Here is a 12,275-nt window from a genome sequence, read left to right as displayed (position 1 = left end):
GGAGGAGAAATATGAATAAAAAAATAATACTTACTGCATCTGCTATTATTGTGACTACCATATTTTTAGTTTCAATTTTTTTTACAGATGAAAAAATGCCTATGAATGATTATAAAAGCAGTGAATCAAATTCAGTAACTAGTAGTAATGAAGAAGTTATCGAAATGAGCGCTTCATTTCCTTCTTTTGAAATAGATCAGCTGGTAGAAGAAAGTGAATTAATTGTACTTGGGAATATTGAATCTATCTTAAATGAGTATAATGAAGACGGAAATGTACCGTTCAGTGATTATGCTTTGAATGTAGAAACAATCTTAATTGATAATTCTAATGTAACTAGCAATACTATTACTGTCAAACAGGATGGGAATTCTTCTGTATTTTTCGAAAACCACCCATTATTAGAAATAGATAAGTCGTACATTTTATTTTTGAAGAAGAGTAGTATAAGTGACAAATATATCATTGTAGGTGGTCCAAGTGGTAAGTTTGAGTTAGATAATAACAAAATAGCTCAAGCAAACAACTCTATAGGGATGAATGGTAAAACAATTGATGAATTTGTTAAAATAATAAATCAATAAACGAGGAGAATTTGTAAAGCACCGGCAAACCGGTGCTTTTTTACATAAAATCACAAAATATTTATAGAAAATAAAGGAATTTATAGAAAAATGTTGAATTTTATAATAGTGTAACTATTAATCTATTAAAGAAAAGGAGAGGGTTTAATTGAAAAAGATTATTCAAGTGCTTATTTTTACTATCTTTAGCTTGCTGATTTTACCAACATCAATAAATGCTGCAAGTACATTTTTTGAATGGCCTGCGGAAGGGAGTTTAACTTCAGATTACGGGATGCGTGATGGAAAAATGCATCATGGGATTGACATCGCTAATAGATCTTCGTCTGTTCCTATAAGAGCATCTGCAGATGGAGTTGTGAGAGTATCACATTTTGGTTATTCTGGAAACTTTAATAATTATGGGAATGTAATAGTTCTAAGACACGACCTTGGGGATGGAGTTACTGAGACTTTATATGCACATATGAGTTCTAGATCAGTTTCAGTTGGTGAGACAGTACAAAAGGGAGAAATTATTGGATACATGGGAAGTACTGGTCAGTCAACTGGAAAGCATCTTCATTTTGAAGTTCATTTTGGTTCTTGGTCTAAAAGTAATTCTGTTGATCCATTAAAAGTGTTAAATGGTGATTATGATTCAAGATTTGATAGTGATGAAGGAGATGCGTATAAGGTTTATCATGCCACAGAGGGGTTACTGGACTCATTCAGCACGTATGCAGCGGCCAAAGAATATTCGTTAGATTGGGACCATACAGCAGTTATCAGAACAAGTGATGGTAAACAAGTTTTTGTAAATGGATTAAACCAAGATAATTATGGTGTTTTTCACTCTTTACATAAGCACTTGGCTTCGTTTTCTATCAAGCAAAATGCAATTGAATACAGTAATAATTATGCTCACACTGTTGTAAGGAATTCCATTACCCTTCAACAAGTATATGTTCATCCTAATATGGGCGATACCCGATACGAAGTATATCATATTACTCAAGGTGTTAAAGGTGAATTCCACTTTGATTACTTAGCAAGAGCTTTAATGAATAATACACCTGATACAATAACTATTGAAAAGTCTACGGGTGAACAAATAGCCCAACACCCTGATGCAAATGGTCTTCAATACGAAGTGCATCATTCAGTTCATGGAAAACTAACAACCTTTAGTTTCTTGTCTGCTGCTAAAAGATATTCCAATGATTGGGCGCATACAGTAGTTATTGATAGTGTTACTAAGAAAGAAATGTATGCACGCGATGATTTAGGTAATTTTAAATATGCTGTAAAGAAAACAAGCGATGATTCAATTATTGCTAAATTTCACCTAGAATCAAACGCTGAGGATTTCGCGGCGAAATACAGTCGAGGAGTTTATATTGACTCCTTGTAGTTAGGTTATTGCATATCTATTACTAATTAACCAAAGCCCAGGTGTGGAAAGCCTGGGCTTAAAATTTTATACTAAATTACTCCAGTTGGTTCAACATTTTAATGTTTATATGCTATAGCTGCCATTATATAAACTGAGTTTGCTGTAATCGCGGTAATTTCTTTACTAATTCCTTTTTCATTATTTGACCATTTATTGTAGTAATCAAATACTTTTATAAAATTGTCCTTATAAATAGCGCGAGGGCTTTTTATCTTACTTGAAGGTTTTATTTCTGATTTGTGTACAATTAGAACTTTTCCATTTGATACTAATTTAAAATTTAGGCCTGTTTTAGTTTTTAGTGCTATTGGCTTTTCAGAACTTTCGACTATTAAACTTTGCCATACTTCTTCTGCATTCACTGTTACTCCTCCATTTCACGATATTTTTAAGAAATATATTAAAAGTGCCCATTAATCATTACTAATTTTTCTTTCCTTCTCATACTCCAAAACATCTTCCTCTAAGTAAAGAGGGAGGCTATCGTCATGAACCCACATAGCAGGATCAGGAAAGTTATCATGACGAGACTCCCAATTCTTGACGACTTGCCTACTAACTCCCCATCGTCTTGCTAAGTCAGCCTTTGAATACAGTTTGGGTAGACCTTCAACCATCGATAAAACCTCACTTTCGTTCTGATAAAACTAATCGAACAATAAATAAAACAAACCATACAATCGCAACAGTCGATCCAATCCAACTAATGATACCCATATTAGAATAATCGATTTCTAATAATAAGATCACCATTAAAATAAAAGCAAGCCAATCAGTTGAGTTTATTTTTTTCATATAATTATGGAGGATATAATTAATATTAATATTGACAATGATATTAATACTAATATCATTGTGTTATAATGTTATTAGTAGGAGAGGGGCAAAGCCCCTCAGATGTTAGTCCTTATTATCGTCGTTTATCCAGTCTATAATATCAAGTAGCCCCTTGATACTGGCTATAAAACCGGCGATGATGAGGACTATATTTCTTATATCCTCCAATTGTTTCCCTCCTTTCTATAGCATTATTATAACATCTCCTGTTTACGTCGTAAACAAATAAAAGGTGTCCCATGCTTTCGTTTTTTCATTGTAAAAAGGGTAGCTTAGTAGGAATAACAATGTGATATGGAGGCTAAGGTTGATGCTAAAAATTACAGCAATATTTATATACTGTAGTTGATGAAGAATTAAATGAGCTGGCGCTTGTTGTAAAAGAAATGGAGGGTAGAATAATGGTACTTTTTATTAATAATTGCATAATAATATAAATATATATAAATGGATTATTATTATTTATAAAAATAACTTGGCGATTAAAATAAGAATATTTATTGTCAATAGGACTCTAATTATCAAGGATTCCTCGAATGTAATCATTGATTTATTTATATTTATTGACTAAAATAAAATAAACTTGGAAAATATAGAGATAGGAGGTATACTATGCATTTCATCCCTTATGCTATTGAGGAAAAATATGAACAACGAATAGTAGAAGACTATAAAGAAGTCTTGTCTAAGTATAATGAATTAAAAGATAAGACAGAAAAGGTTTTTGAAGAGGTAAAAACTGATGAAAAGAGTAGAGATCGCATTAATAGTATGGACAGTACAATTATAGAAAAAGATGAAAATCAGTATATGGCAAAATTTGTTGCTGAATATGTAGAAAACAAGAACGATTCTATACTAAAATTCCTTAAACGTGACTATGAGATAGACACAAATAAATTACACAAGGTTTTTTCTACTCGTAATAAGATAATTTCTAAGCGTATTGAGAATTTGAATAGTAACAATTTAGGGACTGTTTTAAACATACTCAATAATTTTTACAGTGATATACTAAATGACGTTAAAAGAAACCGAAATGAATGGGAGGAATATGAAGAAGGTCATATTAAGTCTATATTTATAGATGATAATGAAATACCACTTTACAGTACTATGCTTCCGTTAACTTTCGATCAATCGGACGACAATGTTATTTTTGATAGGAGGGGGAAACATTATGAATAAGATTGTTAAAATAAATAATATAGTAAAAGAATCCTTGTCGTACGATAGTAATTCCAGAGACGAATTAAGTGAAGGTAAATTCGAAGGGCGACTTGACTATAATATATCTAAAAAGAAGAACAAAGATAAAAAAAATATTGAGAATGCACTATTGGATTTTAAGCTATTATTAAAGAAAGAGAGTCATAACGATGATTTTAACCAAGGAATTGAAAAATTTAATAAGGACGAACCTTATGTTTATATAACATTCAAATATAATATTTTCTATACTATACTAGATGAAAATTCTGAGGTTGAAGAAAGTGAATTGATATATTATCTTGAACCATATATTCGAAAAGAATTAATGACCACAAGTTTAGAATTGGAAATACCAAAAATACCACTTCCTATGAGGTTTTGGGAAAATGAATAGAAATAAACACGTTAAAAACCTTAAAATTTATAATAAAAAACATAAGAGTTTTTATAATTTAAAATATAAGTGGTTCTTTGGGTTTTTTAATTATAGAGGTAAAATTTATATCAATGATTCTGTTATAGAGTTGTTAACAATTTTAGTAAGAGATATTAATATACACGATAATATTAAAAAAGAGGAACTCTACGACTTTATAAAGGATAATGTAGAGTTAATTGAACTTCAAAGAGACACAAAAATAAAAAAAATTACAGTTAATAAGATTTCTAACGAAATATATAAATTATCCCAAAATAAGAAAGAATTTTTTAAATTTAGAGGGGATTTGCTAGAATATCTTACTGTATACATATTGAAAACAAATAAAAACTCTCTTTACCATGAACCTGTTTTTTATCATAAAAGAAAAAATCTTATTACTAAGAACTTTAAAGGCAAGGACTGCTTAGTAGATGTAGTAGAATATAATCAAAGAGACTATAATATTAATTTTTTTGAATGTAAAGCAAACTATAACAATGCAGTACGCTCTAAGCAATTTCGAAAGAAATTAGATTACATGGATTATGTGGAATCTAAATTAACTAAATATAAAAATAATGACGAAGAGTATATTAAGGTAGAAAAAAATATTTTATCGATAGTTGATCCTATTAAACCTTTACCAAAGGGATATCAAAACTATTCAGTAAAAAATTTGATTTCTATAATGGTTTCATAATAATAGTTTATATTTTTTAAAGATTTTAAGATTTAAATAGTTTTGCCTGTTTTTGTATTATTCAAAAAGCACTAACTATTTGTTATGCTATTATAATATAAAACTTCCATGATATTTTTCAATATTTTAATAGAATAGACAGCTTTGTATAGTGCGAAATAAAGATACACAACATTACAAATGTCTATGACCAAAATTGCAAAGGCAATTTACATACTAATATCATGATTAGTTTATAAGGAGGCAAGCATGATAGCCTCCTTATAAAATGAGAATAAAGTGTGTGCGTGTTCTTTGCCAATTTTATGTATAAATTAATCATTTAAAATACTGCTTTACTATTAACGACTGATTCAATCAATTCTTTCAATATCAAAAGAACCCCCTCTTCCCTATTTTTCCTTGTTTTGAAAATAAGGCTTTAACGCCTTTTCAAAAGCTTTTTCTCTGGGCATATCTCCATAGGTTACTTTTCTAATTTTATAAGTTATTTTCTTTTTAGATGAGCTATTTTTCAATTGATTTGTACCCCCGAATCTTAATGTGATTATCACAAAAATATCACGTGATAAAAAAATAAAAGAAAATGTTATACCATTTTATTTGCTGTCCACGAGTTAAATCTATGAATTTTGTTTCGTTAGAAAGGATAAGAAAATAAAAGAAAATGGCATATAATATGGAGCATATCCTTGAGGCTTCCCAGCATATAGCAGAATCGAGATGGCATAAAAAGAGATAAGCTTCGAGAACCCAATAAATTATTCCAAGCAGATATCTACAAAAAGGGGACCAAAATTCGAATTAGCAAATACTTTTTGTAAAGTATATTACTATTGAAAAATTATATGAAGTAATAAAAGGAGCGCCGTGGAAAGCGCTCCTTTTATTTCAACTAATACCCTCTTAATTCAGTATCTATTTGGAATTAGTTATGCTTCTTCTAATGAATTTTGTAAACCAAAAAGAAACAAATGCTATTACTATATCGATGAGGAATAAATAAAATTGATTCATTCCTTTATTAAATTTTAACAATCCAAAATGGGCTTCTAAGCTTGCAAGTCCAAATGCAAACACCAAACTTAATATTAGAGTATATAAATAGAAGTTTTTCTTATTATTTGTACAATATTGATATATAAGTAAGAAGCCTACTGGAAGTGCCGAAGCAGTCATACTTAGTGCCATCGGCAATGCTGGTATGAGAAAATATGTGTGAACGAAATAACCGTACCTTTCGAGCATAATATCAACGTATGTCCAAAGTATATGAGCTGTGTACCCAAAGAAAAACAACTCAAACATTCTTTTTCTATCTACTGTAATGTAGAGCAAGAATAGGGGAAATATCAATAAAGAAAGTACAACCCAAAACTGCCATGTTCCCATATTGGAATAATTACTCCAATAAGAAGATATTATCGAATTTAACTCTTCACTCTTTTCATATATCTGTTCCCAATATTCCCTATATTCCATACAATGCCCTCCTGAACTTATTTACAGTATTCGACATCAAATCTTATCTTAATGTTTCCTTGATTAGGACATTAATACAGAGATTATTTTATTTCTTCTTAATGTTACTGCCCGTTAGCATTAACGAGTAAATTGAATCTAATGGTAAGTTCTCTAAAAGAACATTAAAGGTAAGGAGCATAATAAAATCATAATGGGAAACAATGCTATTCTTATGGGTGTCCAGTGTTTAGAGATTAAATCTGCTGGGTTTTTCGCCGGTGCATAAAGCCAGTTTGCGATTCGTTGAGATAATGATTTTTTGAATGGAATATTTGGAACATCTACTTCAAATTTATCTAATTTTTGCTTCAATTCTTCAGGAATCTCATGCTCATTCATTATCATTAACCTCCAATATAACCTTCAGCTTTTTTAATGCTACATGCATTCTTGATTTTACTGTTCCAACAGGGATTTGCAAAATATCCGCTATCTCAAGTTGACTTAAACCGTGATAATAAGAAAAAATAATAACAGACCTTTGTTCAAGTGGTAATTGCTTTAGAGCGGTGCGAATAGAGATTTTCTCTTCCAGTGATATAGGTTCTGTCTGGTTCGGTTCATATAAAAACGGTAATAACTTTTGTAGTTTGCTTTGCCTTTTTAGTTTAGTCATTGTTAATTGATAAGCGATTCGGAACAAAAAAGTGCGAATATGGGACTTAGAAGGGGCATAGTCATCTGCATATTTGTGAAACTTAATAAAGGTATCCTGTACGATGTCATGGCTCAACGTTTCATCCTGTGTATAACGGTAGATGAATTGATAAATTTGTTTATGATAGGTGGTAAATAGTTCTTCCACCAGGATATTCTCATTTGAACTCATCAGACCACCGCTCTTTTATGCCTTTGAATACATAAGCAATTCGTGTAATAAACCATATTGATGAGAGCAACGAAAACATAAATGCTTGGTGAAGGAAAAATTGTACCCAATTGTTGTCTATTGTTTTCTCCATTAATAAACAGACAGCCAATCCAACAATACAGATAAACGCATAAGCAGCACATATAATCGTGACATAATCCCATCTAGTCCAGTAAAAGTATATATCTGATTTTTTGAAATCAATTTTCTTCTGGCGATCCTTTACAACTTTTTTATTCAATGTAGCAATGATGATAGCGAACACGCTACCTAACACTACCGAAAAAATCGTACTAATCATAAAACCTAATTGCATTTGATCATCTCCTTTACTAGTTATACCATTAACGGAGATGAAAGGTTCACTGTTTTTTTTATCACGGTGCTAACCGTCTTGTAAGACCCCCACTTCAAGCTTCAAGTAGAACAAGGATAAGTTTAGGGATAACAGACGCTAGCACCCTGATAAGTTTCGCTAATGATCAGTGGGGGTCAAGATCATAGTCTCACTTTATAATTGTATTTTTTCTTTTGAAGAAGGCGTTGATTCATGAGCGTGTTCCAGTAATTCTTCAAAAATCACCTCGACTTTTTTACGAATAGCTGGATTAAAGTAATTGCGTTTTTCCTCTTTACCTTTGCAGAGGAATAAATAAGAAGTGAACGAATCATTCTTTTCTGCTGCGACGACTTTAATTTTCTCCTGCTGCATTTGTTTTCGCAACTTTCTTCGCTCTTCGGTTGCGTTTTTCTCCATCTTCTCTAATAACGCAATATATGGTTCATTTATTTTAAAAGGGGATAGTTGATTCATTTTTTGTAAATCATGTTTAATAACCGTTAAGGCCATTGATAAAAATAGAAAACGTGATGCTAATTTCCACTCTTGTTCGTTTAAATATCTCATTTTCCATTTCCTCCTCCAAAGGGAACGTTTGTTCTAGTATATGCTTAATCCTTAAAAAATGCAACAAAATTGTAAAAAAGTTAGGTAGAAAATCAAGGATTTATGTGAAAGATTAGGAAAACAGCGAAAAAAATATTAAAATGAGAATAACTCATGTTTTTTAGTCAGTTGAAGGAGTTAAACAAGGTATGATTACATATAATATAAGTAATTTAGATAATATTGATGTGGAAGAGATTAAAGAACTAGTCGAAGCAAATGAATTTGGACAGTTAATGAACTTCTTATTGCAAAGCTATGAAAGTTTAGGTCCTATTCCTGGTTTTTTACTCCCTTTTATTGAATCATTTCTTCCCTTTTTACCGGTTATCGTATTTGTGATGACAAATGCGGCGGCATATGGTTTAGTTGAGGGATTTCTTTTGTCATGGTCAGGAGCTAGTTCTGGAGCAATTGCTGTATTTATGCTAGTTCGTCGTTTCAAGCATATCCGGCTATTGCAATGGATTAGTAGAAATAAACAGGTCACAAAAGTAACCAATTGGTTAGAGCGTCATGGATTCGGACCTTTATTCCTTTTACTATGTTTTCCATTTTCCCCATCTGCGGTAATTAATTTGGTGGCTGCTATTTCAGGGGTAGGCTTTTACCAATTTGTATTGGCCGTATTATTAGGAAAAGGTGTGATGATTCTAACCATTTCTTCCATCGGAGATAGTATTGTCTCCTTTGCACAAAATCCTGTGAAAACCATAGTATTAGCAATAGGAATCTCCATTCTCTGGATAGCAGGAAAATATATAGAGAAGCGCCTGCAAAAAAGAGATAAGGAAAAAAGTGGAGGTAAAAAGGATTAGAATTTTCCAAATGGGGGTAAATTAGTAATAAAGAGGGTCCCTATGGAGGGAAGGTCTATGGATAAGAAACGTATCTGGTCGATTGTGCGAATTGTTGTTGTTGCTCTCGTGTTGGCAGTCTTTTTCCGGTCTTATTTATTTGCAAGTTATGTTGTGAATGGTAAGTCAATGGAGCCAACACTACATGATGGCAATTTGCTAATGGTCAATAAAATGGTATATGATTTAATGGATATCAACCGTTTTGATGTGATTGTTTTTCATGCGAATAAAAAAGAAGATTATGTGAAAAGGGTAATAGGTAAACCAGGCGATCATATTGCTTATCGAGATGATATGTTGTATATCAATGGTGAAGCAATTGAGGAACCATATTTAGATCCATATCGGAAACCGAATGAGATACTCACAGAAGATTTTACATTAGAAGAAATAACCGGTGAAGAAGTTATACCAGAAGGAAAATTGTTTGTATTAGGAGATAACCGGACGAAAAGTTATGACAGCAGGGATATTGGTTTTGTAGAGAAGGAAACAGTGGTAGGAAAAGTAGATATTCGTTATTGGCCGATGTCAGAGCTTAACTTTCAATTTATTAACTAAAAATAGGTAAGCGCTTTAATTAGAAGTCCACTTCCATTTCTGGAGTGGACTTCATTTATGGAATTTTGTGCTATAATACAGATGATAGAAGTGAGATGGCCATCCATTGCTATTGTTAAGCTAGAGGCCTACGAAAAATCAATATAGATAATTACAATTGAATAAAATGTGGGGTGCAAAGATGAAATCCATCTACAAAAGTAAAGAAGGTAAACAAATATTAGCTGATAAATACGAAAAATACCTCGACTCACTCCCATTCGATGTGGAACGGGAATATGTGGATACTAGCTTTGGGACCACACATGTGCTTATGGCCGGTCCAGCAAATGCCAAGCCTATTTTCATTTTGCAAGGCGGTAACTGTATTAATCCAATGACCTTGTCATGGTTTTCACCACTAGCAGAGCAATACCGCATTTACGCACCAGATACGATTGGTCATCCAGGATTTAGTGCCGAAAATAGAATGTCAGCAAAAGACCAAAGCTTTGCCCGTTGGATTGAGGAATTAATGAATCACTATCAAATCGATAGATGTGCATTTATGGGTCCGTCTTATGGTGGAGGTATTATATTACGTTTAGCAACATTTTTACCTAAAAAAATCGATTGTGCTGTACTAGTAGCACCGGCAGGAATCAAGCTAGGTTCTAAAATTAGCATGATTAAAAACATTTTAATCCCACTTCTTCGTTATAACCTCAGTTCATCACAGAAAAGCCTTCAAAGTATAGCAAATAACATGTCCGATTATAGTATGAAAAATATCGATAAAGAAATAATCGGAGATGTGTTTAAATATGTGAAATTAGAACAAGAAATGCCTAAATTAACAGAAAAAGAAGAATTAATAAATTATAAAGCACCGACGTTAGTGATGGCCGGTAAAAAAGACGTATTTTTTCCTGAAAATAAATTACACAATCGAGCTCAAGAAATAATTTCAAATTTAATTGCATTTAAAAGTTATGATATCGGCCATTTTCCTTCAGAAGAGTATTTAGTGAAAATGAATCAAGAAATAGGGAAGTTTCTTGAAGAATATTATAGTGAGGAAAATATGGTGCAAAATTATATCTAGCAATCTACTTTTTTAATGAAATGCAGTGGAAAGAGTGGTGAAGAATATGTCACAGCGTACAGTTGGCATTTTGCTATTTAATGAAGTTGAGGTATTGGATTTTGCAGGGCCATTTGAAGTCTTCTCATTAACCTCTTTAACTAATACAAAAAATAAACCATTTAATGTGATTACTATTTCAGAAGATGGCGAGATGATTAAAGCGAGAAATGGTTTGAATGTGAAACCAGATTATCATTTCCATCAGCATCCTGACTTGGATATTCTTATTGTGCCGGGAGGATACGGCGCAGAAGAGATAGAAATAGATAATCCTAGAGTGATTTAGTGGATTAAAAAACAGTACTCACAAGTGGAACATATGACATCTGTATGTACAGGTGCACTACTTCTTGCGAAAGCTGAATTGTTAGATGGGAAAAAGGCAACAACACATTGGATGGATCAAGACAGATTGGAAAAGGAGTTTCCATTAGTATCTGTTCAACGTGATGTGAAGTTTGTAGATGAAGGCAATGTCGTTACTTCGGGAGGAATTTCCGCAGGCATCAATATGTCTTTTTACCTCATTGCCCGTCTTTACGGACAAAGAGTTGCTCAAGAAACTGCGAAGAGAATGGAATATGACATCGATTTTTAACGGAAAGAACGTTATCAAGATAAATGGTTCGAATACAAAAAGGAGGAGTTTCCATGATTCTTGGTTTACATCATGCTCAAATAACGATTCCAAAGGATGCAGAGAAAGAAGGGAAAAAATTTTACTGTGATGTACTTGGATTACCTGAGGTCGAAAAGCCTGACGCACTAAAAGATCGTGGGGGCTTCTGGTTACGTGTTGGTGATAGAGATATACATGTAGGAACAGAAAATGGTGTGGACAGAACAAAAACAAAAGCACACATAGCTTACCAGGTGGAAGATATAGATTATTGGAGAGAGGTATTGGAACAACAAGATATTGAAATATGTGATTCGGTACCAATACCAAACTTCAAACGTTTTGAATTTAGGGACCCATTTGGTAATAGGGTAGAAATGATACAAGAAATTTAATCAAGAGAGGGAGAAAAAATGGAGAAATGGAAAACATTAAAATCAAAGTATGTACATAAAAGTCGATTTGGAAATATCAGAAGAGATAGTTGTGAACTTCCGAATGGAATGGTGATTGATGATTATTATGTTAATGAATACTCCGATTGGGTGAATGGAGTTGTCATCACTAGAGAGCAATAGA

At 32.3% G+C, this 12,275-nt stretch carries 17 protein-coding genes and 1 pseudogene; 11 read left to right on the top strand and 7 right to left on the bottom strand.

Translation table 11 applies throughout. The annotated features are described in order from the left end of the window. The first annotated feature begins 11 nt into the window (after positions 1-11). Both ACTWP4_RS18580 and ACTWP4_RS18575 read left to right on the top strand, forming a co-directional pair. Positions 12-584 carry a hypothetical protein gene (locus tag ACTWP4_RS18580; RefSeq protein WP_443130279.1) on the top strand — a complete coding sequence of 191 codons (573 nt, stop codon included), beginning with the start codon at positions 12-14 and terminating at the stop codon, positions 582-584. Between the two features lie 148 nt (positions 585-732). After that, positions 733-1,977 (top strand): M23 family metallopeptidase, encoded by a 1,245-nt coding sequence (locus ACTWP4_RS18575; RefSeq protein WP_443130278.1) that lies wholly within the window; start codon positions 733-735, stop codon positions 1,975-1,977. A 98-nt stretch (positions 1,978-2,075) separates the two neighbouring features. Here the strand turns inward: ACTWP4_RS18575 and ACTWP4_RS18570 are convergent, their stop codons facing one another. After that, complete coding sequence (locus ACTWP4_RS18570) at positions 2,076-2,381, bottom strand: hypothetical protein (RefSeq protein ID WP_443130277.1); 306 nt, start codon at positions 2,379-2,381, stop codon at positions 2,076-2,078. A 51-nt stretch (positions 2,382-2,432) separates the two neighbouring features. Continuing rightward, positions 2,433-2,636, bottom strand: a complete 204-nt coding sequence (locus ACTWP4_RS18565) for a hypothetical protein (protein WP_443130276.1) — start codon at positions 2,634-2,636, stop codon at positions 2,433-2,435. 832 nt (positions 2,637-3,468) lie between these two features. Between ACTWP4_RS18565 and ACTWP4_RS18560 the strand changes: the two genes are divergently transcribed. From ACTWP4_RS18560 to ACTWP4_RS18550, 3 genes are read left to right on the top strand one after another with little or no spacing between them, the layout of a single operon-like run. Continuing rightward, entirely contained in the window at positions 3,469-4,044 is a 576-nt protein-coding gene (locus ACTWP4_RS18560; RefSeq protein WP_443130275.1) for a hypothetical protein, read from the top strand. Next, positions 4,037-4,462 carry a hypothetical protein gene (locus ACTWP4_RS18555; RefSeq protein ID WP_443130274.1) on the top strand — a complete coding sequence of 142 codons (426 nt, stop codon included), beginning with the start codon at positions 4,037-4,039 and terminating at the stop codon, positions 4,460-4,462. Before ACTWP4_RS18560 ends, ACTWP4_RS18555 begins: the two co-directional genes overlap by 8 nt. Further along, the gene (locus ACTWP4_RS18550; protein WP_443130273.1) at positions 4,455-5,189 is read left to right on the top strand and encodes a hypothetical protein; all 735 of its coding nucleotides are present in this window, start codon (positions 4,455-4,457) and stop codon (positions 5,187-5,189) included. The genes ACTWP4_RS18555 and ACTWP4_RS18550 overlap by 8 nt, the downstream gene beginning before the upstream one ends. A 918-nt stretch (positions 5,190-6,107) precedes the next feature. Here ACTWP4_RS18550 and ACTWP4_RS18545 read toward each other — a convergent pair. From ACTWP4_RS18545 to ACTWP4_RS18525, 5 genes are all read right to left on the bottom strand, one after another. Beyond that, positions 6,108-6,671 carry a hypothetical protein gene (locus ACTWP4_RS18545; protein WP_443130272.1) on the bottom strand — a complete coding sequence of 188 codons (564 nt, stop codon included), beginning with the start codon at positions 6,669-6,671 and terminating at the stop codon, positions 6,108-6,110. Between the two features lie 153 nt (positions 6,672-6,824). After that, a complete protein-coding gene (locus ACTWP4_RS18540) occupies positions 6,825-7,052 on the bottom strand; it encodes a hypothetical protein (protein ID WP_443130271.1) in 228 nt (75 codons plus the stop codon). Then, positions 7,045-7,542, bottom strand: a complete 498-nt coding sequence (locus ACTWP4_RS18535) for an RNA polymerase sigma factor (RefSeq protein ID WP_443130270.1) — start codon at positions 7,540-7,542, stop codon at positions 7,045-7,047. Before ACTWP4_RS18535 ends, ACTWP4_RS18540 begins: the two co-directional genes overlap by 8 nt. After that, entirely contained in the window at positions 7,529-7,900 is a 372-nt protein-coding gene (locus tag ACTWP4_RS18530; RefSeq protein WP_443130269.1) for a hypothetical protein, read from the bottom strand. Before ACTWP4_RS18530 ends, ACTWP4_RS18535 begins: the two co-directional genes overlap by 14 nt. 195 nt (positions 7,901-8,095) lie before the next feature. Continuing rightward, the gene (locus tag ACTWP4_RS18525) at positions 8,096-8,491 is read right to left on the bottom strand and encodes a hypothetical protein (RefSeq protein ID WP_443130268.1); all 396 of its coding nucleotides are present in this window, start codon (positions 8,489-8,491) and stop codon (positions 8,096-8,098) included. Positions 8,492-8,679: 188 nt separating this feature from the next. Here ACTWP4_RS18525 and ACTWP4_RS18520 point away from each other — a divergent pair, with 188 nt between their 5' ends. The 6 genes and pseudogenes from ACTWP4_RS18520 (at position 8,680) to ACTWP4_RS18495 (ending at position 12,274) form a co-directional block, all read left to right on the top strand. Next, on the top strand, positions 8,680-9,348 hold the full coding sequence (locus ACTWP4_RS18520) for a TVP38/TMEM64 family protein (protein WP_443130267.1): 669 nt from the start codon (positions 8,680-8,682) through the stop codon (positions 9,346-9,348). 57 nt (positions 9,349-9,405) lie between these two features. After that, complete coding sequence (lepB, locus tag ACTWP4_RS18515; protein WP_443130266.1) at positions 9,406-9,951, top strand: signal peptidase I; 546 nt, start codon at positions 9,406-9,408, stop codon at positions 9,949-9,951. 181 nt (positions 9,952-10,132) lie between these two features. Continuing rightward, positions 10,133-11,035: an alpha/beta fold hydrolase gene (locus tag ACTWP4_RS18510; RefSeq protein ID WP_443130265.1), complete on the top strand. Its 903-nt coding sequence runs from the start codon at positions 10,133-10,135 to the stop codon at positions 11,033-11,035. A gap of 46 nt (positions 11,036-11,081) precedes the next feature. Continuing rightward, positions 11,082-11,675, top strand: a pseudogene (locus ACTWP4_RS18505) (DJ-1/PfpI family protein). 53 nt (positions 11,676-11,728) lie between these two features. Then, on the top strand, positions 11,729-12,091 hold the full coding sequence (locus tag ACTWP4_RS18500) for a VOC family protein (protein WP_443130264.1): 363 nt from the start codon (positions 11,729-11,731) through the stop codon (positions 12,089-12,091). 18 nt (positions 12,092-12,109) lie between these two features. Then, the gene (locus ACTWP4_RS18495; RefSeq protein WP_443130263.1) at positions 12,110-12,274 is read left to right on the top strand and encodes a hypothetical protein; all 165 of its coding nucleotides are present in this window, start codon (positions 12,110-12,112) and stop codon (positions 12,272-12,274) included. The last annotated feature ends 1 nt before the right edge of the window (position 12,275 follow it).

Source organism: Gracilibacillus sp. D59 (genome assembly GCF_052246695.1).
GTDB lineage: Bacteria > Bacillota > Bacilli > Bacillales > Amphibacillaceae > Gracilibacillus.
Note: the sequence above shows the minus strand (reverse complement) of the source record. Positions and strands in the feature narration are given on the sequence as shown.